Below are 26442 nucleotides of genomic sequence, written 5' to 3'. Positions count from 1 at the left end.
CTTACTGGCCCCCTACATGATCAAAACCCAGCCGTTTGATGAGCCACTGCGACACGCCCGCTGGCAAGACGGCCAGCCACCAAGTGCCAAAATTCAACGGAAAGGGAAAGCTAACCCGTGCACGGTTGGCACCGATACCGCGAGCAATCACTTTTGCAGCGCGCTCTGGCGGCCACTCCCAGGGTTTAGGGCCGGGCATGGCATTGCACATGGGGGAGGTAACGTAGCCGGGCATGATCACCGTCACCCCGATACCGCAGGGGGCGAGCAAGCCCCGCAAGGCTTCGCCATACGCCTTAATGCCTGCTTTGCTGGCGCTGTACGTGGGCGTGCTGGGTAGCCCATGCCAACCAGCCAGTGAGCTAATAAAGACCAGCTGTCCACTACCTCGTTCGCGCATGGCAGGCACCAAGTGGTGCGCCATGGCAATGGGGGTGGTGAGGTTGATATCCAGCAGGGCTTGAACGTCTGTCCAGGGCTCGAGCTCACCCAACTGCTCGGGATGTGTGTTCTTGCCCGCGTTAGCGATGACGATATCCGGCAGCTGCTCGGCGCTGAGCGTCGTCAGCCACTGTGCAAGTTCATTCTCATCGGTGAGGTTGATGGAGGAGAGCGTCACTTGCGCACCTTTCTCTTGGCAGGCGCTGGCCACCTGTTCCAGTGCCGCGGTGTTACGGCCATGGAGAATGAGATGCGTCTGTGGGGAGGCATACTCCTTGGCGAGCGCTCCGCCGATGGCCCCCGTCGCGCCGGTGATTAGCACGCAGCGTGAGCGACCTATCTTTGCCTGGGTTGCGTCAAGACTCAAAGCAGCTTCTCCAGCGGTGATGGGCAGGCTTCTAATATATGGGCGGCGTTATTGACCGCGAGATCGATGCTCGGTTGACAGTAAAAACCGCCGTTGACCTGAACCGCGTGCATGACGGTGTTCCGAAAATAGCCAAATAGCGCTGCGCTGGGTGGCGGTGGCTGATGCCAAAACGTTTCGAGCGAGCCTTCGTAAGTGAGGCCTGCCAAGTTGTAGATCGGATCGCTTAGCGCAAAGGTAGGGCACGATGCTTCCAGCGATACGATACCCACGGTGCTGTTGACGGTCACCGTACCGACCGCATGTTTAATGAGTGCATTGAGATCGCCTGACTCCAAATACACGATGCGACCATTTAGGCCATAAACGTCTGAGAGCCGATTGATGATTTGCGGATAATTCACCAGCCCCATATCTAACGGATGATTCTTGATACATAACATGGCATCGCTGGGTGCATGTTCGGCAAACGATCCCATCACGTGCTCCATGACCTCTTCCATATTGGCGTAGGGGGAGTGATCACGAATTTGCGCATCGGTATTGAGCTGAAGGGGCAGCATGAAATAGGGCTTGCCACTTTCGATCAGCGTTTTGATGCGCACTGCATCGCGTTTTTTCCACTGTTTGAGCAGCGTAAAACGCCTGATATAGCCGGCATACTCCACCGGCGCAGTAATGGGAGCATGATTGCGATAGTGAGGCGCCACCAGCGGGTTGGCGAGCCCGGCTAGGTGGTAAGCGACATCATGCAGCGCGCGAATTTTGAAGGATGACCGAAAGCGCACGGGAGGAGGCAGTTCGGGGAGTGCCTTACCCGTTTCGAAAAACCATTGGGGATCGCGAGGCAATAGCGAGTGTCCATTGACGCCTTCGCGCTCCAGCGTTATCCAAAAAGGGCGAAAATAGCCCTCCTCGAACACGTGGGTACGAATGCCAGCAGCAGGCGCTTGATCGACTGCAGGACGATGAATGGGGCGACGGTCGCCAAAAACGATTTGATCGGTAATGCCATAACGTTGCCACAGAGACGTCATGTAAGCAGGCAGTTCGCTCAAGGGGCCGCGAAAAAGATGGTGATGACTATGGGTGCGCTGCCAGTACGCAATGTCTCCCGCGTTGAAGTGAACTTTCACGACGCGGTGGCCGTCGTCGGTCAGGCGACGAGCCAAGCGCTGATAAAAGGGCGAGCAAACGCCTTGTAGGAATAAGAATGCGCGCTTTTGCTTCAACTCAATGGCTTCCAATCAATAAGTTACGATAGCAGCGATAAAGGCGCTGCTTCCATGTAAGGTGAGGTTTTTGTGCACTCGATTGTTGTAACTTTGCCCGCTCCAATAGGCTGACGACGGTCTCGGCATTACAGAGCTGGCCAGAGGCGGGGTCGACGTAACTTGGATACAGCAATAGCGTGCCAGCAACCAAGGCATCCAAGGTGAGTGTACGGTTACGCCTTGGGCAGTGCATGGCATCATGCGTCAATCCCCAGCCCGCATAAAACGGCAAACCGTAGGTAGTGACTCGACGATGTCGAAGCAGCGCCTCGAAGCCGGTCAGAGAACTCATGGTATGCACGGCGTCTACGCGCTCTAACAGCGCGGTGATATCGATGTGACTGGCGTCCAAATCATACAGACGTTTAGCGTCGGTATCGAGTTTGCCAACGCGCGCGCCGCTCATCACATCCGGATGCGCTTTGTAGATGATGAAAGCGTTGGGCTCGGCTTCTCGAACGACTTTGAGTAGCGCGCTATTGGTGCTGATGTCTGGTGAGCCGGTGGCGATAGAGGCATCGCTCTCTACTTGGCCGGGTACCAGAATGATCGTTTGGTTGTCGGGAAGGACGACGTCAGACGCTCCTGGCACATTGTATTTCGAGAGCTTCAAAGCAACGAGGCGTTGGCGCAACTCGGCCGCTCTGGCGAGTAAATCATCGCTGAAGGCGCTCTCGTTGAGCAGCGTTTCGAGTTCGCTTGGCTGGCTGGGATCGTAATAAATGCCGGATTGATCCACGACGAGTGAGAGCGGCTGAGTGAGATCGACACCCAGCCCAACCGAACGGATAAAGCCGTCTTCCATGCGCCATATGTGCGGAAGGAGTTCGCGGTGCCGTGTTTTAAAGGCGTCGTCGATACGGCTTGACCACACCAACAACCGTTGAGAGTTGACGGCGTGCTGGGGAAGTGCCTTTTGATAGCGAACGTGAGCTGCTGGCCCTAGAAAATCGCCGATGAAGCGGCGTTTCCATGAAGAGAAACCGCAGGCCAGCCAGGTGCCTCTAAGTCGCTCTTGCTGGCGTTTTTGGTCAGCAATAAGGTGAATAGTCTCTTCCAGCGTGGATGGCTGGCGCGTATAGGGGTTAACGTAGCGGCAGTAGCGTAAATAGGCGGCTGCAAAGACTTCAGCGAGCGTGCGAGAGCGCTGGCGACGGGGGCAGTGCAGCCGATCCTGGGTGAGGCCCCAACCCGCATAAAACGGTAAACCAAAGCAGTGGACACGCTTGCCCGCCATCAATGCTTCGAAGCCAAGCTGGCTGGTGACCACGTAGACATCGTCTACTTGATCGAAGAGAGCCCACGGGTTGATGTCTTCGCTGAGCACTTGGCAGCGAGGGTGGTGAAGGGCACTCGTGAGATGGCCACGTTTTTTCCCCGCGATCACGTCGGGATGGATTTTGACCAGTATCTTCCCATGGGGGTGGCGGGCCAGCGCTTGGTCCAGCATGTCTGAAAAGCTGGCGGCGCTGGCGTTGCCATACTCGATGGAGGCGTCACCAGCCGTTTGGTCTACGACGAGAACGGTCGCGTCGTTAACGGCCAAAGGGCGATCTGGAGCGTGGTTGTATTTTGATAAGCGGTAGCGCCTTAATAGCGCCATGCAATGCTCGGCCCGTAATACTTCTTCGGCAGAGAACTCGTTGGCGGAAAGCCACTGCTCTAAATCACTGGGCCGGGAGGCATCATAATAAATGCCGCTGTAATCCACGATCATACTGTGAGGTTGATAACCCGCAACGCCGAGCCCCAATGAGCGCAAAAAGCCATCTTCTAGCGCCACATAAGGAAGGTGGTGTCGCTGAGCGTAGCGTCTGGCCCGGCGGCTGGTAGGCTTGAGTCCCCAGCCAATGACGGCACTCGGTGGAGGGCTGAACGGACGAATCCGGGTAACGTCGTCAAACTCTCTCAAAAATTCGGCGAGCGCAGTGATGCTACCAATGCCTTTAGAGATATAACCCGCCGTACGTTTTGCCATGGAGTGTGCCGAAGTGATGTGTCGGGTGGTTTGCTGGATAGGCGGCGAACATACGTGAAATAAGCGTGGTTATCAATTCGCACACTCTTGGCTTATCGTTCGGAAGCTTGCGTTACGTGATGAAACAGTTTAGAAAAAAATTATCTAAGTTGACTTATATCAACGCGCACTTTTCACTTGTTTTTGGTAAGTTATTTTTCGAACCATGATTGAGGCTGAAACTGAGGGCTCAATTTAAGGAAAGTTAACGAAATAGGGAACTCTGGTGCGCCTAGCCCCCCTGATTCATCGACTGATTACATTTCGTTCTATAAAAAGCCGGCTGTTGCTGGGACTTTCTTGTGCTCTAGCCATCTTGGCGGGGGCCGTGCTGGGCATGGCGTGGCAGGTGGGTAAAACCATGGTACACGAGACCAACATCGCCCACCTACGCTATCAAGCCAACCTGCTGTCTGATGAAATCACCCAACAGATCAATCAACGTATCAATGCCCTTGAGCGCCTCAACGGTGCTATTGGGCTGTCAGATGATCCAACGTGGTTGAGTTACGAACTGCAGAAGAACGACTCGCTGCTCGCTTGGTTCGAGGGGTTGGTCATTGGTGACGAAAACGGGGTCATCGTCAGTGACTGGCCGAGTGTTACCGGGCGGGTGGGTTTGGAAACCGGCGAGTTGGAATATTTCAAGATGGTGCGCGGCATTCGTCGCCCCTATGTGAGTGAGCCTTTCGTCGGCCGAGCCAGTGGCATGCCTCTAGTACTCATCAGCATTCCTCGTTTAGATGATAGTGGTCGTTTTGCTGGTTTTATCGGCGGTATTGTCAGTTTAGAAAGCAGTGGGCTCTTTAATCGACTGAGTACTATCCGGTTGGGTGAAAATGGGTATGCTGCCGTTGCCACAGCGTCGGGCAAAATCCTCTATCACCCCGATAAAGATCTGGTAAATGCAGACCTTAGCAGTGAGCAACTCAACCCGCTGTTGGAGCTGGCGCTTGCGGGATGGAAAGGGGAGGGGGTGACGGAGCTGGCGAATGGTAACGTGAGCCTGCAAGCGTATGCCCAGGTATGGCCAGCAGATTGGGTGGTCGGCCTGTTTTTGCCCGCTGACCAAGCACAATTACCGCTCTCCGGGTTCATTTATAAGCTGCTGGGTATATGGTTTGCTCTAGCACTCATCATGATGCCGCTATTGTGGTGGCTGTTGGCGCGGATTCTCAAGCCATTGGATCATCTTGAGGCGCAAATCGGTGAGGTGGGAATGGGGCAGCGTACCAGTCTTGACCTAGCCACCAGCATGCATGAATTGCAGCAAGTGGCGGTGACGTTCAACCGAGTCGAGCACGAGCGTCAGCAGTTAGTTGGCCATTTGCAAGAGCGTCAGGCGTTTTTGGATTCCGTATTGAATGCCACGCCCCAAGGGATGTTTGTTGCCAATTTTGGCGGCAAGATCACTTACATGAATCCGTCGCTCTTAGAGATGTTGGACATTCCCCCCGATACGCCCATGGAAACATGGATGGAGCAGGTTCACCCTGATGATAGACAGGGTGCCAGGGATATGTGGGTGCACAGCTTGAAAACCGGCAGCGATTTCGTTCGCCAGCTGCGGTTCATACGCAGCGATCAGGAAACGCTATGGCTAGACATTCACGCCCGTGTGGTCATGCTCTCGAAAGGCGGTCATTCGTTGGGCTTGGTGGGGGTCGTTAAAGATATCACTGAGCGCCGCCAACAGGAGGCGTTGCAGCGCTGGGAGGCGGAGCACGACCCGCTGACGGGGCTGCTCAACCGACGTGGGTTCGATCGCCGTTTGGAGGAGGCGTTTGCCGACTTCCAGAAGACCAGCACCCCCTCTGCGCTGCTGCTGTTCGACTTGGATCACTTCAAACCCATCAACGATGAGGGTGGTCATGCCTTGGGGGATGAAATGCTTCGCCGGATCGCCCAAATCGTGGCGTGGGAGGTGCGCCGAAGTGACCACGTGGCACGCCAGGGGGGAGACGAGTTTGGGGTGCTGCTGCCTAGCTGCACGTTGAGTCAAGCCGAGCGTATTGCGGAGTCTCTGCGTCAGGCGGTAAGCGAGGTGTCCGTTACCCATGAGGGTAAAGAGTACACCGTGACCCTGAGTATCGGCGTGACGACCTTCGACGAGAACGACGAGACGGTCGAAATGGCGCTTTCCCGTGCGGATGCCGCCAGTTATGAAGCCAAAGGGCAGGGGCGCGATGGGGTCATCGTGAAGCTACCGGATCAGTTCGATCCCATGGCGCTCTTCGATTAAGGCGCGCTTCGATCAAAAGGTATCGAGAAAGCCGTCGCGTTGCCACTCGGTCAGCCACTGAGGCAGCTTGTCGGCGGGCATGGGGCGTGCAATACCGTATCCTTGAGCCAAATAACACCCCAATGACAGCAGCGCTTTGGCGTGCTCCAACGTCTCGACACCCTCTGCTAGCACGGGGCGTGAAAACTTCTTCGCCAAGAAGACGATGCTCTCCACGATCGCACGGTCATCCTCGCTATCCAGCATGTCGCGAACGAAGTCACGGTCGACCTTGATCAACTGCACCGGTAGGCGGCGGAAGTAAGCCAGCGACGAGTAACCGGTACCGAAATCATCCAGCGCGACATCGATGCCCAGTCGTTGGCAGTTTTCGAGTACGTGCAGCGCCGCTTGCATATCATCCAGCGTGGCAGATTCTAGAATCTCGATGGCCAATCGTTGGGTGGGAACATCGGCATATCGTGCCAAGAGCTGTTCCAACTGCGGTAAGAAGCCCTGATGCAGCAAGTGCTGTGGGCTGATATTCACACTGACTTGAAGCGTGATACCGGCACGCTCCCACTGTTGAAGCTGCTTTAGGACAGCTTCGATGACCCATTCGCCTAACCGAAACTCAAGTTCGCTACCTTCGATGAGGGGGAGAAACTCCCCTGGCGCACAAAGTCCTCGCTTGGGGTGCTGCCAGCGGATTAGCGCTTCGGCCCCCACGACCTCCTTCGTCTGCAAATCGACCTGAGGCTGGTAGAAAAGTTGGAACTCCTCGTTGCTCAGCCCGTGTTGAATGGCAGTACGCTCTTGCTGACGTAGCCGAGTTAGGTGCTCTTCATCGGTACTGTAGCGCACACACTGCGATACACCGTGGGTTTTGGCTTGATACAGCGCTTGGCATGCATGGCGAAAAAGCGTGTCCGAGTCTACTTCGTCTTCTGGGTAGCATGTCATGCCAATACACGTGGTGAGCTTCAACGTATGGCCGTGTATTTGCATGGGCTCCTGAATGGCGTGGTGCAGCGCTGAAGGGCTAAGCTGCTGGGTGGGGGCCGCCACCACGAACTCGTCGCCGCTAAGCCGCGCGGCAATGCCCTGTTGATGTAGCGGAGCGACCAAGGCCGCCAAACGTTCGGCGATACGCTTCAAAATACGATTGCCGACGGCGTAGCCAAACAAATCATTGAGGCGTTTGAAATCATCGATATTCAGCACATAAACCGTCAGAGGCTCGCGTTGCCGAGTCAGCGCCTCTAATTGCGTGCGCGCCAGACGCTGATTAGGAAGGCCTGTCAACTCATCGATGTTGGCGGCTTTATACAGCGCCTCTTCATGACGCTTGGTGTCAGTAATGTCGGACTGAATGGCGATGAAACCGCCACCGGACTGTTCGCCTGCGGGTAACGGGTTGCAGCTGATATGCACCCAGTAGGGCGTGCCGTCTTTGCGGTAGTTCAGCAGCTCCTCTTCAAAACGTTGGCGATATCGCAACGCATGAGCAATGCGGCGCACGGTAGCGCTATCGGTGGCGCTTCCCTGAACGAGTTTTCCCGGTTTTTTGCCAATGGCTTCGTCGAACGTGTAGCCGCTGAGCCGCGTAAAGCCGTCGTTGATCCACTCGATGTTGCCCTGTGCGTCGGTGATCACCACTCCATTACTGGTGTTTTTCGCCACCATCGACAGCCGAGCAATGGCCTGCTGGTCTTGGCGCTGCTGGCGGTGGTTGCGAAGGTTATTGATAAACTGCCCGATACTTCCCAGCAGTGGTGCCAAGAACTCCACCAAGGTGTCATCATAACCGTTAGGGCGATTGGCGAGGCCGATCATCCCAATGCAGTGGCCGTTAAAGTGAATCGGCACGCCCAAAAACGCGTTGAGTGGCGGATGCCCGGCCGGCAGACCGCCACGGCGAGAATCCATAGCGGGGGCATTAGAAATGACGACCGTCTCATGGCGCATTATATGACCAAACAGGGTGTCGAGATTGCTGAATACCATGCCGTTAGGGGCATTTTGATCATAAAACTGTTTGGAAGCTTGATCCCAAGTGATGTCGGTGATCGCATGCGCGACGAGATAGGGTGCTTGCGTGTCGTCGTAGAGAACTTCGCCAATGAAGCCATACTCGCTGCTGGTGAGGGCCAGCAGGTCTTCCAGCAGTGGGTTGAGCGCCTTGGCATCGCCCTGGCCGTCGATGAAGCTCGCTTGCGCGCGCATGATGGCTTGCTCTAACGCCTGCTGGCGCAACAGCTGGGTTTCGATCTGCTTGCGTGGCGTGACGTCCAGCATCGTACCGATGAGCTGCACCACACGGTCACTCACCACCAGCGGGTTGCCGGTAATTCTGACCCAGCGCGGTTCACCGCTGACGGTCGTCAGTTGAAACGTATCGTTAAACGCCACGCGGTGCTCGATGGCCGTGTCGATGGCGGTCATGAGCCGCTGGCGGTCTTCAGGCGTGTAAGCCTCCATGCGTTGCTCGAACGTGCGAGCATCGCGTTTGCCTACGTCGTAAAGCTCATTGACGACATCGTTCCAGTGGGTGGCACGGCTGGGTACGTCCATCTCCCATAGGCCAATCGCCGCATTACTGATGGCGTGGTAGGCCCGCTGAGACAGGTAGTGTTCGAATTGCAGCACCGTGCTACTGGCCAGCTGCTGAAGCAGCTCTTTCTGGCTATTCGAGAGCTGGCGCGGCTGTTTGTCCATCACGCACAGCGTACCGATCACGCTGCCATTATCGGCCACCAGAGGCACGCCAGCATAAAACACGATATGCGGCGGCAAGGCCACCAGCGGAAGCTCTCTCAGGGACGCGTGTTCACGGGCATCTGGCACTTCATAGAGGGTCCGCTCTTCGATCGCGGTACCGCAGAAGGAGCGCTCTCTGAGCATGCTCTCGGCGGGTTTGCCTACGCCGCTCTTGATCCAGACATGGGTGTCATCGACCAGCGTGATTAGTGCGATGGGCATATCGCAGTAGGCCGCCGCCAGTTGAGTAATACGGTCGAAGTGGTCATCCGCCGAAAGGTCGCCCAAGGTATAGCGCTTGAGCGTGAGAAGGCGCTGCTCTTCTTTTTCATGGCTGACTGGCGGAACCATAAGTGACCTATAAGTGACGGTGCGCGTTTTTGCTTACTTTCCCTTATGGTTGCGTGGCTGTCTAGCGAGTCGACAAATCTTAGTCAACGGTAGAGTATAAGAGGATGCTTATTCGACTGAGAGCGCTTTCGTGGACCTACTCGAACTCTTTACTCGCACCCTAGATGTCACCCTACCTGTCTTTGCCATGGTGTTCATAGGGATCGCTCTGAAACGCCTGGGTTGGATCGATAGCGCGTTCATTTCGACGGCGTCGTCTCTGGTGTTCAAAGCCACGCTACCAACGCTGATCTTTCTCAGTCTCGTCAACGCTGACTTGAGCGTTGCCCTGGATGTGCCGTTACTGCTCTTTTTTGCCTTCGCCACGCTGGGCCAGTTTTTGCTGAGCTGGGGCTGGGCGCATCTGCGTGTGCCTCGAGAGGATCGGGGCGTGTACGTACAAGGGGCGTTTCGCGGGAACTGCGGGATCGTGGGGTTGGCGTTGGCGGCGGGCATGTACGGCAACTATGGGTTGTCCGCTGGCAGCTTGCTGTTGGGCGTGGTGATCGTGATGTACAACGCCCTGTCCGTCATCGCCCTAGCGGCGTACCAACCTGGCCAAGCGACCGACTGGCGCAGCCTGCTGGGCCACATCATCAAAAACCCATTGATTCTATCAGTGGTGGCTGCATTACCGTTCACCGCGTTGTCCATCCCGCTACCCAGTTGGGTGATGACGTCGGGCAACTACTTCGCCTCGCTGACGTTACCGCTCGCCCTCATTTGCATCGGCGCGACGCTCTCGGTGTCGAGTATGCGACAGGGTAGCCACGTGGCATTGAGTGCCAGCAGTCTCAAAATGGTGATACTTCCAGCGCTTTCCACGGCGGCCGCTTGGCTGATGGGATTCTCAGGCAGCCAGTTGGGGTTGCTGTTTCTTTTCTTCGCCAGCCCTACAGCGGCCGCCAGTTTCGTGATGGTCAAAGCGATCAATGGCAACGTCGCGTTGGCTGCCAACATCATCGCCATGACCACGCTCATGGCCAGCGTCACCGTGACCCTAGGCATCTTCGCTCTGCGTTTGCTGGGTTGGATATAGCCCACCATGGCTTTTCCAAGCCCCTGGTTGGCCGAGGCGAATCAAAACGCTATACTATGCGCCCCGTCAGTCCCTGTAGCTCAGTAGGATAGAGCAGCCGCCTCCTAAGCGGCAGGTCGCAGGTTCGACTCCTGCCAGGGACGCCAAACACCCTAGTTGTCGCTCTGAATTTTTCTCTCCGGTCTTTTCCCTAGCGCGGCGCGCCCAGCGTCTGCACCCAATAATGCGTAAACCGCGCGTCGGCATTGTCCGCGTGGGCCATACCCATCTCTGTAAAATCATCGTTCATTAAATTACGGCAGTGGCCGGGGCTGTTGATCCAGCTTTCGATAGCCGCGTCGGCGGTGGTGTGGCCAGCGGCGATATTTTCGCCGACGGTGCGCCAGGCGTAGCTTTGTTGGGTGGCGCGTTCGCCTACGCTGTTGCCGTCTTGGCCGGTGTGGCTGAAGTAGTCTTTAGCAGCCATATCGTCGGCGTGGGCTTGCGCGGCGGCGGTGAGCGGGCAGCTCCAGGTGAGGGGGCTGGCGGCGTTGAAAGATTGTTCGCCGCATTGGCGAGCTTGGTTTCTGGCCTCGTTAACACGTGCCAGCATCTGTTGCTGCTGTTCGGTAGGGGCGCAGGCGGTGGAAGTGGCGTCTGTGTCGCTTGCTGCCCATGTAAACGGGGTGTCTATCCCAACCATCACCGTAAGCGCGGTAGATAAAAGCGCCCGCAACAGCGGGCGCTTTGTGAGTGGCTTATCCACCGAATTTCTCATTTTCGCCCAAGTCGGGCGTGGCGTCTTTTTTGAGATTGGCTTTGGCAATCTCGTAAAGCTGGAACGTTTTGCTCTCTTTGGCTTTCCAGTGTTCGCCCATTTCTACTTTCACTTCCAGCAGGGCGACATCCGGGTCGTCTTTGCCTTCCGTGAACCAAGCAGCCACAAAGGGGTTCCAGTATTTGTCGATCAGCTCGCGGTTGTCGATCACGTTGGCTTTGCCGGATAACGAGACATACACCCCGTCTTCTTGATCCGAAAAGCTCAGGCACACATCGTGGTCGCTTTGGGTCTCTAGCACTTTCTCAGCACTGCGACGAGTAAAGAACCAGAGCGTGCCGTCGTATTCGTCTTGTACCAGATGCATTGGGCGGGCGCGGGGCGTGTCGCGGTCCAGCGTGACCAGCATGCCGACTTTGATATCCTTGATCATCTTCCAGATTTTTTGCTTATGCTCTGGGCTAGACATGGTGTCACTCTCCTTATGAATGGCTAGCGGTCTTTTGCCAAGCGTCAATGCTTATGCAAAAGCTAACAGGATTTGGGGGATGCTGTACAAATCCTATCATCAGCCTAGCTGCCATCAGGAAAATCAGCAAATCGGTTCTCCCGGTAGCTCGATATAGAACTCGCCACCGCCGCCTTGCGCATCTCGATAGTTCACTTCGCCGCCCAGCTGATGGGCAATCTCTCGGGTAATGGCAAGGCCCAAGCCGGTGCCGGGCAGTTTTCGCGTATCGCTGCCGTCGGCTTGAGAGAAGCGCTTGAAGAGGTGAGGTTGAAACGCAGGGTCGACGCCTGGGCCGTAATCGCGAACGGAAATGACCGCTTTGCCACTCTGGAAAGCCACCGAGATGTCGACGGACTCGCCCTTCGGCGTGAATTTCACGGCGTTGGACATCAAGTTGGTCAGCGCTTGAATCAACCGTGGGCCATCGACGTTAACCATCACGTCTGGCCACGGTGCCGTGGCGTGAATACGGACACCATGCTGCTCTCCATAGCCTGCCATGGACTCGACCGCCTCTGCCACCAGCGGCGTGAGCGGCTGCGCTGACAAGTTCATCGGCATTTTGCCCGCCACCAATTTTTCCATGTCCAGCAGATCGTTGATCAGTGTGGCAAGCCGCTGTACGTTTCGTTGGGCGGTTTCCAAAAGCGCATTGGCGGGGGCGGGAAGCACGCCTACGGCACCGCCTGCCATCAGGCCCAGTGACCCATTGATCGATGTGAGTGGCGTACGTAGTTCATGGCTCACGGTGGCGATGAATTGGTTTTTCATTTTATCCAACCGGCGACGCTCGGTAATGTCTTCGATGAGTGACCAGATCACTGGGCGTCCGTCGGGGTCGTGGCTCAGCATGCCCTGCAAGCGCACCGGGTAGCGGGTGCCATCCTTGCGGATGTACTCTTTTTCGAAGGGCCCATAACGGCCGTTGGTTTTGAGGCTCACCAAGGCCTCTTCTTCAACGGCTTGATACTCCTGTGGGGTTAGGTCCCAGTAACTGAGGTTGACGAACTCCTCTCGGGTGTAGCCGGAGGGCAGGGTCAGAGCGTCGTTGAGGTCGATGAACTGTCCGGTCTCGAAATCGTTGAGGGCAATGCCGATAGGGGCAAACTCAAAGAGGCCTCTTAGGCGGCTCTCGTTGCGCTCCATGGCTTTGCGGGCTTGCTCCTGTTCATGGATGTCGTGCAGGTAGCCATGCCATAACACGCTGCCATCCGCGAGCCGTTCTGGGCGGGCCTGACCGGTCGTCCAGCGGTAGCTCCCTTGCGCATTTCTGACGCGATAGGTCGCGTGCCAGTCGTCGAGCGTGCTGGCCGAGTGCTGAATGGTGGCGGCTACGGGAGCGAGGTCGTCGGGATGAAGGCGGTCGAACGCCGGGGTCGCGTCTTGGGCGGCTTGCTTGGGCGTTAGTCCATAGAGCGTTTGAATTTGCGGCGAGCTGAACGGGAACGTGGCTCGGCCGTCTGGAAACTGCCGGTATTGATAAATCACCCCAGGTAGCTGGGCCATCAGCTTGGTGATACGTTCGTTGCTCAAACTGTTGGTCAGCGTATCGGCCAGCCAGCGTGCCAGCAGGCGCAAGAAGAGCCTTTCGCTCTCGTCGAAGTCGGTGGCTCTTGGGGAGGCCGAGGAGAAGTTGAGCGTTCCAAAAACCTGCCCCTCCACGTCGATCACCAGTGAGGCATAGGCACCCAGCGGGAACGCCTGGTAGCAGGGATGGGCGTGGAAGTCGCTCTTGGGTACGTTGGCAACGAAGAGCTCTTTTCCGTGCCCGGTAAAGAGCAGGTGGCACCAGGTGCTTCCTAAATCGAAGCGCTCTCCGGCATCGAGGGGAAAAGAGGAGGTGGCGTCTACCCAACGGGCGGTGTAAACGTCGCCCTCGATCTGGCTGAGAATGGCCAGATCCAGGCCGAGGTAGTGGCGCGTCTTGTACAGCGCGTACTGAATTTTATCATCGAGCGTGTCGAGGGCGTTGAAGGCGATATCGTTGAGCAGCAGCAGCGCATCGTGGTGTTTGCGAAGCTGGGCGCGCGCATCGTGTTCGCGGGTAATGTCGACGATGAAGCCTTCCATGATGACAGGGTGCAGAGGGTCTCCTGTCACCCAGTTGCCGCGCTCTTCGACCCAGCGCCATTGGCCATCACGGTGGCGTATGCGGTACTCGACGTGCCAGCCTTCGTTGGCAACGCGTGCTGCTTCGATGGCGTCACCGACGCTCGTGGCATCGTCGGGGTGAATGATGTCGGCGTAGCTAAGGCTCGCGTTATTGATCAGCGCTTCTGCCGAGTGGCCGCTGACGCGGTCGATTTGGCCACTGATGTAGAGCATCGTCCAGTTGTCATCCGGCAAGCAGCGGTAGGTCACACCGGGCATGTTGCTCAACAGCGAAGCAAATTCGTCTCGGCTGGCTTGAAGGGCCTGCTGCGCCTCGACTTCGTGGGTAATGTCGGTGTGCGTGCCGTACATCAGCAGCGGCTGACCATCTGGGGTCCAGTCGAAAACTTGGCCACGGTCATGCACCCATACCCAGTGCCCCTGTTTGTGGCGCATTCGCGCTTTGCAGCTATAGCTCTCTGTCTCTCCACGGAAGTGGGCGTTGAGCAGCGCCCCGGAGTGGGCAAGGTCGTCGGGGTGCGCTAGGTCTAGCCATGTATCGATCGTGGTTGGGCGCAGCTCATCGAGGGTGTAGCCCACGATCTGCGCCCAGCGCTCGTTGAAGAGGGTCTCCCCGGTCTGTACGTTCCACTGCCAGGTGCCGACGCGAGTACCTTCGATCACAAGCCGTGCGCGGCGTTCGCTCTCTTGCAGCGCTTGGGCCAGCGCCGCGCGTGAGGCGTGGTTGCCAATGTCGCTTTTGAGCAGCTCTTCTACCATGGCGCCCATGTCACGCAGCAGGGCGATTTGATCTTGGTCCAGTGAGCGTGGAGTGTCGTCGATCAGGCATAGCGTGCCTACCCGTTGGCCCGAGGGCGTGTGCAGAGGCATCCCGGCATAAAAGCGAATGAACGGTTCGGCCGTGACCATGGGATGGTCGATGAAGCGGGCATCTTTTAGGGCATCTTCGACGATGAGATAGTCGCTCTCCAGAATGGCGTGGCTGCAAAAGGAGCGCTCAAGCGGCGCCTCGTTAGCGTCTAACAGGCCCTGGCACGATTTGAACAGTAGGCGATCTTGATGGATCAATGAAACGAGCGCGGTAGAGACGCTAAACACCCGTTGTGCGAGGCGTGTAATACGATCGAAGCGGGGGTCGTTCTCGTAGTTGAGCAAGTGGCGCTCATTCCACTCAGAGGAATGGGCAACACGGTTGTCTGAGCCCTGGGGTGTTGTCATGGCGTGACCATCGTCAGGTGACCTACTGAAAGTGTGCAAGGCGCACGTAGCACTCGCCGTTATCGCTAAACTTATAACGAGCCGTTAGGCGTTTACCACAGCATAATGGCTTATTGCGAAGGGGTGTAGAGAGAGACGTCGTGCAGGCTTCGTTTCATCTGTGAAAAATTGTGGAGCGCCGCCGGTCGCGACGTATTTGTCACAAAGCTGGCTGAGGAGCATAACGAATGAAATATATCGTCGTGATAATCGCATTGGGGTTAGGCGGCTGTGCTGGTGCGTCGGGGGTCAATATACAAACGGCGGCCGCCGAGTATTGCGAAAGCGTCGGGGGCGAGCGAATGACACGCGAAAGCGCTTTGGGAACGGGACGTTACTGTCGACTGCCGGATGGCCGTGTCGAAAACGAGTGGCATTTATATCGAACAGAGCATTTAGAGAACGATTGATGCCATAACTAGATGAGCGTTTCAAACGCATTAAACGTGCCATCAACGCACATTTGAGCGTATAAGATGAATGAATAAAAAGTAGGGTAGGCTGGCATAGCGTCAATAGGGGATCTGATGGGCATTTTCAACGTCATGTGGCGCGTTTGCGGCGTAGGGGTAATGGCCGCCTTTTTGCTGTTGCTGACTCTACCGTTGGCGCACGCCAGCGCGCCTGCGCCGTTAACCGATTGGGAGTACCGCTGGGGTGATGCGCCCCTGGACGCCGAGGCGCCATGGCAGCCCATTGCCTTTCCCTCTAACCCGCCAGGGCGAAACGGGCAACAGGCCGTATGGTTCAAGACGGTCGTGCCCACCGGGGAGTGGCGTGATCCCGTTCTGCACATTACCAGTATCAATTTGGTGGGGCAGGTTTACCTGGATGGCACGCTGATTTATGAGCACGGCGATATGGCGAATCCTCGCTTCATCGGCTGGCCGTGGCATCTGGTGGCATTGCCTGAGGGGGCGGCGGGTAAAACCCTGGCGCTGCGCATTCACTCGGATTACACCAGCATCGGTCTTTGGGGCGATGTGGAGGTCACGGACCGTATCGATGCGCTACAGGGAATGCTCCAGGCGTCGGTGCAGGATCTTGCGGTCAGCGCCTTTAGCCTGCTGTTAGCGACCCTGGCGGCGATTTTTGCCATGATCGGCCCCGAGCGCCGGGGATTTTTCGCCATCGCGCTGTTTGCCTTCTCGTCAGGGTTGATGCTGCTGGCAGAGACGCCTGTTCGGCAACTATTGGCCGATGCCCCGCTTATCTGGGACATCCTCAGAGCTGCCAGCTACTTTACTCTGCCCATTGCGATGGGATTGCTGCTGAGCCATTGGTTGGATGGCGCGCCTAAACGCTGGATGGCACGTTTATGGCAGCTCCATTTGGCCTACCTTGTGGTGTCGATTGGGCTAGTCGCGCTCGGGGCTATCAGCTTGGCGCTCACGTTCCCTGTGTTCGATGTGCTGTTGCTGGTAACGCTACCCACCATGCTGTTGCTGGCGCTGTTGCGAGTGAGGCGACTGAACTTAGAGCAGCGGCTGTTTGTGGTGAGTTTTTTGCTATTTGCGCCGCTGTTACTGGCCGATATGCTGGTGGCACATGAGCTGATTCCTCGGCGTGATGTTCCTTTAAGCTACGGTGCGCTAGGCTTTTCGCTTGCTATTGTGGCTATTTCACTCTGGCACTATCGCCATACCCAGCGGCAGTTAGCGGCCGCCAATCTCACCTTAGAAGCCCAGGTAATGGCGCGCACCGCAGAGCTGGATAACCTGGTGCATCAACTCAAAGGGTTGTCGCTTCAGGATGCGCTGACGGGGCTGAATAATCGCCGTCATTTTGACACGCTACTGAATCAGGAAATGGCGCTTGCACAGCGAAAGGGCAGCCCGCTCTCTTTGTTGATGATCGATATTGACCATTTTAAACGCGTGAACGACAGCTTTGGTCATGATGCGGGAGATGCGGTGTTAATCGATGTAGCGACGTTGTTAACGCAGCATTTTCGAGGAACGGATGTGGTGTGCCGTTTAGGTGGCGAAGAGTTTGTGGTGCTGCTGCCGGGCATTGGTCATTTGGAGGCAAAAGCGCGTGCTGAAAAGCTGCTGGCAGCGCTTCGTGGTAAAGCACTCACATACCATCAGCAATCGCTTGGGTATATTACGCTGTCCTGCGGTATTGCGACGTACCCCTCCCATACGATGGATCCTAAAAGACTCCTGCGCTTGGCCGATACGGCGTTGTACAAAGCCAAGAACAACGGACGCGACCGCTGTGAAGTATGGGAAGGGGCAACGTCTGCCAGCGAGCGGTAGTCGGCTTTGCTACAGGGGCTCATTCCATATCGTTTGCCACGCCCAACCATCTTTCTGCACATAGGCGGCGAGCAATCGCTGCTGTCGTTCCGCTAGCTGCTGGCGTATCGCGTGTGGGGAAGTCGCGATACCGGGCAGGCGGTGGTAAGCCTCTAAGGAGGGAAGCTCGGGGGGCGTGGGTACGGCATCGATGAAGGCGCTATCCAGCGTGGCAAGAAAATTCTCTAACGTGACGATGCCCATATTGAGCTGCTGTCGCGTCGCGTGGCCGATAGTAGGACAGGCGATCTGGGCGATGGATAGCGCTTGGTACAGGCGTGCAAGCGCTACGGGCAGCGATTTTTGGCTTCTGGGGTCGTGGTAATAGTGCAAGATAGGGTAGGCCAGATGCTGCTGCCCTAAGCGGCTGATGGCCTGCTGGAGAGGCTGAAGCTGTTGCCCCAAACTCGTATACGTCCCGTTATCGTGGGTGGCGCTGAGGATGTCTAAAGGGCTTTCTCCCAGCGCATGGATGGTGAGCGCGACATGGCGTTTCTCCGTCACGTTGGCAATGATGCTCAGCATGTAGGTAATGGTGAGCGTAAAGAGAAAGAAGCCGTTGGCCGCTGCGAGCGGCGGGGTCATTCGCCAGCCATCACTTCCAGGCACGAAGTCGCCGTAGCCGAGGGTGGTCAGCGTATAGCCCGCGTAGTACAGGCGCTCGATTCCATTGGCGGAGGCTTTCGTCGTTGCGTTCACCACGGCGTCTTCGGCACTGCAAAACAGCAGCCACCAGCCAGCCAGGGCAAGCAGTAGCCAAATGGTGATCAACCCTACGGTTAGCCAGGGGCCTGCGGCTGACAGTAGCCGGTGGCAGCGATGACGCTGATGGATCGCCAGTAGCACGGCCCATACGCTGCTGATGGAGCGGTTGGTCATCGGCCCAGAGTGGGAGGCAGACAGGGTAGTTTTGATGGCATCGTAATTGGCGAGGGCAATGAGCAGGATGCCGATCACGCCGAGCCATGGATTGCCGATCATTGTTGCTCCTTAGGTCGATGAGTCGTAGGGAGTCACACTAACCACTACCTCATAGATACGCCAATCATAGTGGTTCAGCATGGCCTCTGCCGAGGCGATGCGCTCGATTAATCGATGCGAATCGCGGGGAGTAATGAAGGCTTCGCCGCTAAATACGTGGCCCTCTTCCCGGAGACGAACGGCGGCATCGGCGACCCAGTCGACCTGTTTGAGCTCGGCTTCGAGTATCTCGGCTAACGCTTCAGGTTGGGCTTTCGAGGTAAACCGTGGGCGACGATCCAATAAATCACCCACGGCCTCTTTCAGGTTCACCACGCCGTCCTTGGTCACGTCGATAGCGATGAGCGCTGCCGCCAGCGCATCTGCCCACCAGATACCGGCACCAATCCCAATGATGCCAATGATCGCCGCCAAGCCGGTCATCCAGTCCGCTTTGCTCATTTTTCCGTCGACGTAGACGGTTTTCTCATGGACTTTTACGGCGGCTTTGGTCTGGAGGTGGCCAATCACCATCGGAGGAATCACGCTGTAGACGAGTGCGCCGATCATGAGCCAGCCCATCCAAAACGTTTGGCCGAATAGCGTGGTGGCACCGACCGATGGATGCTCCTGGCTGATCAGCTTCATGATCGAATCCAGCAGTAGCAGGCTACCCATCAAGCTCAGCGCCGTGGCGGCGCATAAAAACGCAATCACCGTCGCGCGCTGGTAGCCGTAAGGAAACGTGTCGTTAGGCGGGCGGTTGCGAAAGTGCATAGCCACTAAAAAAGCCACGGGTGGAATGAGCGAGAGAATGTCTTCGATCCAGGCCGCTTTCATGGCCTGGCTGCTGCCTAACACCAGCCCTAGTACTAGCACGATGGATGCGCGAAACCCTAAATTCCACCACTCAAGCGTGATGAGATAATCGAGCTGACGCTGCTTCTCTGGGGGCATGCGGTAGGGCTTGCGGATTTTCATTCAGCGGCCTCGAAGCGTTGTAGCTGCGCATGCAGGGAGTGGCTATCGTTCAGATGGCGTTGTAGGGCCAGCATGAGCGCGTTTTCCCCTTTGGGCAGTGCCATGACATGGTGCTCGCTTGCGAGCCGGTGAGTGGTGGGGCGAAAGCCGTGGGCGTCCAGCCACCAATGAGGGGCAGCCACCCAGCCGGGGGCGTCATGTAAACGCGAGGTGATGACCGGCGTCGCGTCCAGTGCGCGAATGGGCTGCATGACGCGATTGAGGCGCGGCACGGCGACCTTTTGCCCCGCCACGGACGTCTTTTCGAGCGTGTTGGCTTGCGTGCCGCGTGTGGCCATGCCGATGACATGGTGCGTGGTGTAATACGGGCGCGTCGTGGCCGCTAACTGACCGAGGCGGGTATTGCTGGTGAGGCCCCCGGCGACGATATCGAGCTGGTGATGTTGGAGTGCCTGCAACAGCTCGTTCTCACTGCCCCAATGCCACTCGATGGTAGCGTCGAGGCTTTCTGCAAAACGGTCGAGAAGATCAATGTCGACCCCTTGAGGGCCTGCCGCAGTAGCGATTACCCAAGGAGGGTTTTCCGTAATACCGATAAATAGCGTCCCCTCCTCGATATCGCTCATGCTGCGTTCTACGTTTTGAGGATAACGGCAGCCCATTAACGTTAAAGAGAGGACGATACACACATATAGCGGGTAAGAGAACGTGCTTTTAAATATAGAAAGGCGTCTTTTCACGACGATTTAAATCTCACTGTTTAAATGGTGATTAAGCACGTTGCCATGATTATCTAACATTAAGGGGCGTCCATGGGAAAACGATAGAGAGCGTTAACGCCGTGCTACGAGAGCACGGCTTGGTACGGTTATCGAGATGACTGCCGTTAAGCGGCAATGTTGGCACACGCATTGGCACACTGCTGGCAAGCATTGGCGCACTCTTGGCAGTGTTCGACGTCGTGCTTGGCGCATTCGTCGGCGCATTTTTGGCAAATATCAGCGCAAAGTTGACAGACATCGTTGGCGTATTCGCTATTTTGTGCCATGTAAGACGCGGCCAAGCGGCAGATTTGTGCACACTGAATGTCCATACGAATGCACTCGGCCATGGCTTGTACCTCCTTCTCTTGCAGGCACAGCGTGGCGCATTTGTCGCAATAAGCGGCGCAAATGTGGCAGGCTTCGATTTTTTCCTTGAAGGCTCCAAAATTCATCGTCAGCTCCTTAGTCAACGAGTGAGAACACCCTTCCCGGGCGTTGAGGTGTAAGGCTAGCCGACGGTGAGTTTACGTGCCTTGCTAGTCAGCGATGTTTAATGTTGTTTAAAGGCCCACGCTGCTTTTTAAAGCGTTGTATAGCCGGTGCTGAGCCACGTGTGGAATGTCAATAAATGTCACAGTATGGGGAGCCGCCGTTACTTTTGTTAATGCCTGAGCCATAGTACGCCCATGGGGCTGGCTGGCGTATAAAGGTATTCTTATAAAGGGGTGGGCTATGCGTAACAACGGCTACGTATCACAAACGAATTACCCGATCGAACCCGACGACTTTCTGATCTCACGCACGGATATCAATGGCTATATTACCTATGCCAACCCGCGCTTTATTGAGGTGAGCGGTTTCTCCATCGAAGAGTTGATGAACGAGCCCCATAACGTGGTGCGTCATCCGGATATGCCGCCCGAGGTTTATCGTGATATGTGGGCAACGCTGCGCGAAGGACTCTCCTGGCAAGGGTACGTTAAAAACCGTCGTAAAAATGGCGACCACTATTGGGTGCATGCCAATGTGGTGCCGGTGGTGGATAGAGGAGAGCTACAGGGCTATGCCTCACTGCGCTCTTATGCCGGTGAAGAGAAGGCACGCTACTTTGACCACCTATACCGCCAAATGCGTGAAAATAGCTGCCCTTACTACTTAAAACGTGGAAAGTTAAAGCGCAAAGGGCTGCGCGGCAAGTTGCCATCCTTCCAGTGGGAGGGCGTAAAAGCGCGTGTGATTGGCTCTTCAATAGCGAGCGCTGCGCTGCTTGGCGCAGGGCTGTGGGTCGCTCAACGATTTGGCTTAACCGGATGGTCATTAGGCGTATTAGCCCTGGTTCTGGCAAGTTCTATTTGGTCAGTGAATGCGCTATTGCTTGGCTCGCTTAACCGCTCGGTCGCATCGCTTAAGGATATTGCGCTGCAGCTGGCAGCGGGCAACTTGAATACGGTGATTCCTTCCACCCGCCGTCAGTCGCTGCGCCAAACCTTGGAGGCGCTGCAACTGATGCGACGCTCTCTGCTCTCCACTGCTAGCGATATCCAGCGCAATATGGAAGCCATTGGTCCTGTGGTGAATCAAATCCTGAATAACAATACCAATATGGCTGATCGCTTGGAGCAGCAAGCTTCTGCCGTACAGGAAACCGCGGCCAGCATGGAGGAGATCTCCAGCACCGTGCGCCAGAGTGCCTCGAATGCGCAGCTGGCGAGCAAAGCCGCAGATACCAACCTAGCGGAAGTCGGCACCGCCACCCGCTTAACCGATGAATTGGCGCACGCCATGGAAGCGTTGACCAAACAGTCCGAACGGATGAAGCACATGGTGCAAACCATCGATGCCATCGCGTTTCAAACCAATATTTTAGCGCTAAACGCGTCGGTGGAAGCGGCGCGCGCGGGCGAGCACGGACGCGGCTTTGCCGTGGTCGCTCAGGAGGTACGCAAGCTCTCCAATCAAACCGCCGACGCGGCGAAAGAAGTCCAGCGCATGATCGTGGATACCAACCAAAGCGTGCTGGAAAGTGCTGCTCACACGCGTGAAACCCAGGCCGCCACGCAGCGCATTCGCCAAGCGAGCCAGCGGGTGAACGACCTGATGGAAGAGATCAGTCGGGCCGCGAGTGAACAGAGCGATGGCGTGGCCCAGATCGGCCTCGCCATTGCCGAGATCGATAGTACCACCCAGGCAAGCGCGACTGACATGGAGAGCTACCGCCGCGTGGCAGACACACTGAGCGGGGAAGCCGCCGCCCTGACTAACAGCGTCAATGCCTTCAGAACCTCCCAAGGTGGCGTGCAACCCTTGCCAGCACTACGCCGCCCACAGCCGCTTGGGCTCAATAAGCCCGCCGCCAAAGTGCTGCCGTCCAAGCAGTCGTCGGCCGATGAGTGGGAGCAGTTCTGAATTCTGAAGAGAGGAGCATAGAGCTAAATAAGTAGTTTTTTATGTGAGAGTTTGTGTCGTCGACTAAAGGCTAATTCATTTAGCCTTTTTTTATTTCATCCATACTACCATACTAGTTGTATCAGCTGGCGTGTATAGGCACTTTCTGGGGTGACATGAAGACAAATTTGCAAGCGATGTGGCAGAGGGAGGGTAGTGATGTTTCGGTGCGCCAACGTCTCTATAACGTATTGCGGCAAGCGATTATTCGCATGGTGCTGGCACCGGGGCAGGCGCTTTCTGAAAAGGAGATTGCGGATTTATTCGCTGTCAGTCGCCAGCCCGTGAGAGAGGCGTTTATCCGCCTCTCAGAGGCAGGGTTGGTTGAAGTGCGCCCTCAGCGAGGCACGTATGTGGTGGGTATTTCCCGACAGGCGGTTCTGGAAGCACGCTTCATCCGTGAGTCATTGGAGGTCGCCATTACGCTGGAAGCCGCCAAGGGGGCACTTCCTGAGAGTGTGCTAATGGAGCTTAAGGAACTGATTGAGCGCCAGCGCAGCTGTATTGAGCGCCAGGACCATGACCGCTTCTTTTTTCTTGATGAGATGTTTCATCGCACATTGGCCTTTTCCACGGGACAGGTCATGGCATGGAACGTCATCGAAGATGTGAAGGCGCAATTGGACCGGGTACGTTATTTGAGTATCCCTGACTCTACACCGATCCCTAAGTTAGCCGATCAGCATCAGGCAATCGTCGATGCAATTGTGGCTTCAGATAGTGACGCCGCCGAGAAGGCGATGAGTGTTCATCAGCGTGAAATCCTGAATTCGTTGCCTGAGCTTGAGCGTCGTTTCCCCGATTTATTTGCAGGAGCGGGATTGGCTGCTCCAGCACGTTCCACATAAACACAGCCACATCAACACAGCCACATCAACACAGCCATATCAACCAGATGAATGATTGTCCTGCATGACGTAGTTCCAGCCGTAATGCTGGCGAACAAATGACCAACAATAATTATCTTGAGGAGTTGAAGATGAAACTCGCACGGTTACTCCCAGCGATTGCGCTGGTTGTCGCAAGTCAAACTGCACACGCTGCTTACCAGCTCAATGTCTCTATCGCATTGAGCCCCCAAGATCCTATCGCACAGGCTTTGCAGAGCGCTCAGCAAAGTATTGAAGAGCGTTCTGATGGTGAGCTGACGATCCAGATTTTCCCGAATAGCCAGTTGGGCTCCGATGAAGATGTCGTGGAGCAAATCCGCAGTGGTGCCAATATCGCTATTCTCATTGATGCTGGCCGTTTATCGGAATATCAACCAGAGCTTGGCATCTTAAGTGCCCCTTACTTGGTTGAGGACCCGCGTGATTACGCTCAAATAACCGCGTCGCCGCTGTATCAGGAGTGGGTGGAAGGGTTGGCAGGCGTGAGTGGCCTGCGTCTACTTAATTACAACTGGTTTCAGGGGTCGCGGCAGATGCTGACTCAGAATGAAGTCAAGGCACCTGACGACTTGAATGGCGTACGTGTACGAACAATCAACTCCCCAGTATGGGTAAAAACGATTGAAGCTATGGGGGCAACCGCCACTCCCTTGCCCTGGTCGGAAGTTTACTCTGCGCTTCAATTAGGCTCGATTGATGGCGCAGAAGCACAATTAACTGCTGCCGAAGGCCAAAACCTCCATGAAGTGATTACGAATGTGGCGTTAACGAACCATATTCATTTAATGACGGGTATCGCCACTTCTGATCAGTGGTATCAAACCTTGCCTGAAGAGCTACGCACTATTCTCGATGAAGAGCTCTTAAAGGCGGGTGACGCGGCGAGTCAAGCCACCATGGAAGCACAGGCCGCTGTGCAGGAGAGGATGGAAGCTGAAGGCGTCACATTTACCGATGTGGATATCGATCTATTCCGTGAGCGCGTTGGCAGCGTCTATGAAGAGTTAGGCTACGACCAATATCGCGAGCAACTGCTCTCTGGAGAGTGAGTCTCCGCTCCTGCCCGTATTGGTTCTCTGGGCAGGAGCTTTCCCCTTTTCTCTTTGCTATTAACCCACCATCCATATGCCCTACGGGGCGAGGAATGCTGTATGTGGCATTGGTACGATAAAGGTGAGGAGTGGTTAGCCATCTTGCTGCTCGGCGGTACCTCTCTCACCATGTTTATTAGCTCAACCGCTAGAGCCGTAGGAAGCCCCTTCGCCGGTGGTGCTGAATTGGCGCAATTCCTGTTTATCTGGACTGCCGTGTTAGGTGCCGACATCACGCTACGTCACGGTGGTCAGGTGCGCATTGACGCGCTGGTTATTCGGTTACCCGCTAAGTTGCAATTCATGATTACCAGTTTGTGTATTGCGATGATGCTGCTCTTTTTAGTTCTTCTTGCTTGGTATGGCTTCGGTTTAGCTACCTCAAACTGGCAGCGCCCAATGGGAGTGGCGGGGCTAAGTTATGGCTATATCACTTTGGCGCTTCCGATTGGTGCTTTGCTGATGATGGTTTCATTGGTACGTCGCATATCCGCTAATGGTGTTATTGGTAGCTTGATGGCTGACGATGACGACATGGTGGAGGAGTCGCTATGACAGCCGCGCTATTACTGGTTTTTGGCCTGTTTCTTATGGCCATTGGCATGCCTGTCGCATTTGCTATTGGAATTGCGGGCTTTTCTTACTTTTTGCTACCTGAAACATTCTTGCCAACGAGTATCGCTGTGCAGCGAGTCGTCTCTTCGACACAGTCCTTTCCGCTCTTAGCCGTTCCGTTGTTTATTTTTATCGGCCACTTAATGAATGCCAGTGGCATTACCCCTCGCTTAGTTCATCTCTCTACCCTATTGGCGGGGTGGATGAGTGGCGGTTTGGCACAGGCAAGCATTGTATTGAGCACGTTGATGGGTGGGGTGTCAGGCTCCGCAGTGGCCGATGCCGCTATGCAGTCCCGTGTGCTGGGGAAAAGCATGATCAAGGGTGGCTACTCTTCTGGATTTGCAGGGGCGGTGCTGTCTATCGGTGGCTTAATTACTGCGACGATTCCACCCAGCATCGGTTTGATTCTGTATGGCTACCTTGGGGAAGTCTCGATAGGGCGACTATTCATCGCCGGGTTGGTCCCCGGTTTTTTATTGATGGTTGCGTTAATGGTGACGACTTACATTATGGCCAAACGACGCGGCTATCAGCCCGTCACAGAGCACTTGCCTACTGGCTCAGAAGTCTTGAAGGCACTGCGAAGTAGTATCTGGGCCATACTCTTCCCCGTGTGGCTGTTGGTAGGTATCCGTTATGGGTTGTTTACGCCTTCCGAAGCAGGTGCGTTTGCCGTTGCTTATGCGCTGTTAGTGGGGTGTGTTATCCACCGGGTGATGGGGGTGAAAGAAATCCTGAATGCCATGCGTGCCAGCGTGCGAGATATTGGCATGATTATGCTCATTATTATGTTCTCGGGCATTATCGGTTATGTCGTCTCTTTTGAAAGAGTCCCGCAAACAATCGCTGAATTAACCCTTGGCGTGTTCTCCAGCCATATCACCTTACTGCTTACCGTGTCGTTGCTGCTGGTCTTTTTAGGCATGTTACTTGAGGCTACTGTCGTGGTGATGTTGCTGACCCCCATTTTAGTACCGGTTATTAAAGCGGCTGGTATTGATCCTGTTCATTTCGGGCTGCTTATGATGACACTGGTCACTTTCGGCGGCATGACACCCCCGGTCGGTATTTCGATGTATACCGTATGCGGCATTTTACGCTGCTCGTTTTATGAGTATAGCCGTGAACTACTGCCTTTCGCTTTTGCGGTCTTCGTAGTGGTTCTGGGTATTCTTTTCTTCCCGGATATTGTTCTGTTTTTGCCCAACTTGTTACTTGGGTAGAAGTTCCTATGAATGTCTCAATGA

20 protein-coding genes and 1 tRNA gene are annotated in these 26442 nt (G+C 55.8%); 10 read left to right on the top strand and 11 right to left on the bottom strand.

The annotated features are described in order from the left end of the window. Nucleotide 1 precedes the first annotated feature (1 nt). The 3 genes from AB6K10_RS16410 to AB6K10_RS16400 are packed head-to-tail and all read right to left on the bottom strand — an operon-like array spanning nucleotide 2 to nucleotide 4060. Nucleotides 2-808: an SDR family oxidoreductase gene (locus tag AB6K10_RS16410; RefSeq protein WP_305946590.1), complete on the bottom strand. Its 807-nt coding sequence runs from the start codon at nucleotides 806-808 to the stop codon at nucleotides 2-4. After that, nucleotides 805-2040 (bottom strand): capsule biosynthesis protein, encoded by a 1236-nt coding sequence (locus AB6K10_RS16405; RefSeq protein ID WP_253015796.1) that lies wholly within the window; start codon nucleotides 2038-2040, stop codon nucleotides 805-807. Before AB6K10_RS16405 ends, AB6K10_RS16410 begins: the two co-directional genes overlap by 4 nt. Before the next feature lies 1 nt (nucleotide 2041). Then, a complete protein-coding gene (locus tag AB6K10_RS16400) occupies nucleotides 2042-4060 on the bottom strand; it encodes a capsular polysaccharide biosynthesis protein (protein WP_339119329.1) in 2019 nt (672 codons plus the stop codon). Between the two features lie 325 nt (nucleotides 4061-4385). Between AB6K10_RS16400 and AB6K10_RS16395 the strand changes: the two genes are divergently transcribed. After that, complete coding sequence (locus AB6K10_RS16395) at nucleotides 4386-6341, top strand: diguanylate cyclase (protein WP_339119328.1); 1956 nt, start codon at nucleotides 4386-4388, stop codon at nucleotides 6339-6341. Nucleotides 6342-6353: 12 nt separating this feature from the next. On the opposite strand, the gene AB6K10_RS16390 is transcribed toward AB6K10_RS16395, so the two are convergent. Further along, the gene (locus AB6K10_RS16390) at nucleotides 6354-9431 is read right to left on the bottom strand and encodes an EAL domain-containing protein (RefSeq protein ID WP_339119327.1); all 3078 of its coding nucleotides are present in this window, start codon (nucleotides 9429-9431) and stop codon (nucleotides 6354-6356) included. A 130-nt stretch (nucleotides 9432-9561) separates the two neighbouring features. On the opposite strand from AB6K10_RS16390, the gene AB6K10_RS16385 reads away from it, so the two are divergent. Together AB6K10_RS16385 and AB6K10_RS16380 are read left to right on the top strand one after the other, a co-directional pair. Next, nucleotides 9562-10509 carry an AEC family transporter gene (locus AB6K10_RS16385; protein WP_285263469.1) on the top strand — a complete coding sequence of 316 codons (948 nt, stop codon included), beginning with the start codon at nucleotides 9562-9564 and terminating at the stop codon, nucleotides 10507-10509. A gap of 69 nt (nucleotides 10510-10578) precedes the next feature. Continuing rightward, a tRNA-Arg gene (locus tag AB6K10_RS16380) sits at nucleotides 10579-10655 on the top strand. Nucleotides 10656-10699: 44 nt separating this feature from the next. On the opposite strand, the gene AB6K10_RS16375 is transcribed toward AB6K10_RS16380, so the two are convergent. The 3 genes from AB6K10_RS16375 to AB6K10_RS16365 all read right to left on the bottom strand — a co-directional run bounded on the left by AB6K10_RS16375 (nucleotide 10700) and on the right by AB6K10_RS16365 (nucleotide 15107). Continuing rightward, the gene (locus tag AB6K10_RS16375; RefSeq protein WP_339119326.1) at nucleotides 10700-11254 is read right to left on the bottom strand and encodes a CAP domain-containing protein; all 555 of its coding nucleotides are present in this window, start codon (nucleotides 11252-11254) and stop codon (nucleotides 10700-10702) included. Further along, nucleotides 11247-11735, bottom strand: a complete 489-nt coding sequence (locus AB6K10_RS16370) for a pyridoxamine 5'-phosphate oxidase family protein (protein ID WP_339119325.1) — start codon at nucleotides 11733-11735, stop codon at nucleotides 11247-11249. The genes AB6K10_RS16375 and AB6K10_RS16370 overlap by 8 nt, the downstream gene beginning before the upstream one ends. 123 nt (nucleotides 11736-11858) lie before the next feature. Next, nucleotides 11859-15107: a PAS domain-containing protein gene (locus AB6K10_RS16365; RefSeq protein WP_339119324.1), complete on the bottom strand. Its 3249-nt coding sequence runs from the start codon at nucleotides 15105-15107 to the stop codon at nucleotides 11859-11861. 227 nt (nucleotides 15108-15334) lie between these two features. On the opposite strand from AB6K10_RS16365, the gene AB6K10_RS16360 reads away from it, so the two are divergent. Next, the gene (locus tag AB6K10_RS16360; RefSeq protein ID WP_339119323.1) at nucleotides 15335-15556 is read left to right on the top strand and encodes a DUF333 domain-containing protein; all 222 of its coding nucleotides are present in this window, start codon (nucleotides 15335-15337) and stop codon (nucleotides 15554-15556) included. A gap of 117 nt (nucleotides 15557-15673) precedes the next feature. Continuing rightward, nucleotides 15674-17407, top strand: a complete 1734-nt coding sequence (locus tag AB6K10_RS16355; protein WP_339119322.1) for a GGDEF domain-containing protein — start codon at nucleotides 15674-15676, stop codon at nucleotides 17405-17407. A 9-nt stretch (nucleotides 17408-17416) separates the two neighbouring features. Here the strand turns inward: AB6K10_RS16355 and AB6K10_RS16350 are convergent, their stop codons facing one another. From AB6K10_RS16350 to AB6K10_RS16335, 4 genes are all read right to left on the bottom strand, one after another. Continuing rightward, nucleotides 17417-18427 carry a potassium channel family protein gene (locus AB6K10_RS16350; protein ID WP_339119321.1) on the bottom strand — a complete coding sequence of 337 codons (1011 nt, stop codon included), beginning with the start codon at nucleotides 18425-18427 and terminating at the stop codon, nucleotides 17417-17419. A gap of 9 nt (nucleotides 18428-18436) precedes the next feature. Continuing rightward, on the bottom strand, nucleotides 18437-19387 hold the full coding sequence (locus AB6K10_RS16345; protein ID WP_305946609.1) for a cation transporter: 951 nt from the start codon (nucleotides 19385-19387) through the stop codon (nucleotides 18437-18439). Continuing rightward, a complete protein-coding gene (locus tag AB6K10_RS16340) occupies nucleotides 19384-20013 on the bottom strand; it encodes a transporter substrate-binding domain-containing protein (RefSeq protein ID WP_339119320.1) in 630 nt (209 codons plus the stop codon). Before AB6K10_RS16340 ends, AB6K10_RS16345 begins: the two co-directional genes overlap by 4 nt. Before the next feature lie 260 nt (nucleotides 20014-20273). After that, on the bottom strand, nucleotides 20274-20603 hold the full coding sequence (locus AB6K10_RS16335) for a four-helix bundle copper-binding protein (RefSeq protein WP_339119319.1): 330 nt from the start codon (nucleotides 20601-20603) through the stop codon (nucleotides 20274-20276). Between the two features lie 280 nt (nucleotides 20604-20883). On the opposite strand from AB6K10_RS16335, the gene AB6K10_RS16330 reads away from it, so the two are divergent. From AB6K10_RS16330 to AB6K10_RS16310, 5 genes are all read left to right on the top strand, one after another. Beyond that, nucleotides 20884-22557 (top strand): methyl-accepting chemotaxis protein, encoded by a 1674-nt coding sequence (locus AB6K10_RS16330; protein ID WP_339119318.1) that lies wholly within the window; start codon nucleotides 20884-20886, stop codon nucleotides 22555-22557. 155 nt (nucleotides 22558-22712) lie between these two features. Beyond that, nucleotides 22713-23444, top strand: a complete 732-nt coding sequence (locus tag AB6K10_RS16325; protein ID WP_339119317.1) for a GntR family transcriptional regulator — start codon at nucleotides 22713-22715, stop codon at nucleotides 23442-23444. Nucleotides 23445-23542: 98 nt separating this feature from the next. Then, the gene (locus AB6K10_RS16320) at nucleotides 23543-24535 is read left to right on the top strand and encodes a C4-dicarboxylate TRAP transporter substrate-binding protein (protein WP_339119316.1); all 993 of its coding nucleotides are present in this window, start codon (nucleotides 23543-23545) and stop codon (nucleotides 24533-24535) included. A 102-nt stretch (nucleotides 24536-24637) separates the two neighbouring features. Then, nucleotides 24638-25132 (top strand): TRAP transporter small permease, encoded by a 495-nt coding sequence (locus AB6K10_RS16315; protein ID WP_285263459.1) that lies wholly within the window; start codon nucleotides 24638-24640, stop codon nucleotides 25130-25132. Then, complete coding sequence (locus AB6K10_RS16310; RefSeq protein ID WP_339119315.1) at nucleotides 25129-26418, top strand: TRAP transporter large permease; 1290 nt, start codon at nucleotides 25129-25131, stop codon at nucleotides 26416-26418. The genes AB6K10_RS16315 and AB6K10_RS16310 overlap by 4 nt, the downstream gene beginning before the upstream one ends. Nucleotides 26419-26442: the final 24 nt, after the last annotated feature.

The sequence above is a fragment of the Halomonas sp. BMC6 genome, from assembly GCF_964204995.1.
Classification (GTDB): Bacteria; Pseudomonadota; Gammaproteobacteria; order Pseudomonadales; family Halomonadaceae; genus Vreelandella.
The sequence above is the reverse complement of the archived record's forward strand: the minus strand, read 5'-3'. Positions and strand labels throughout refer to the sequence as shown.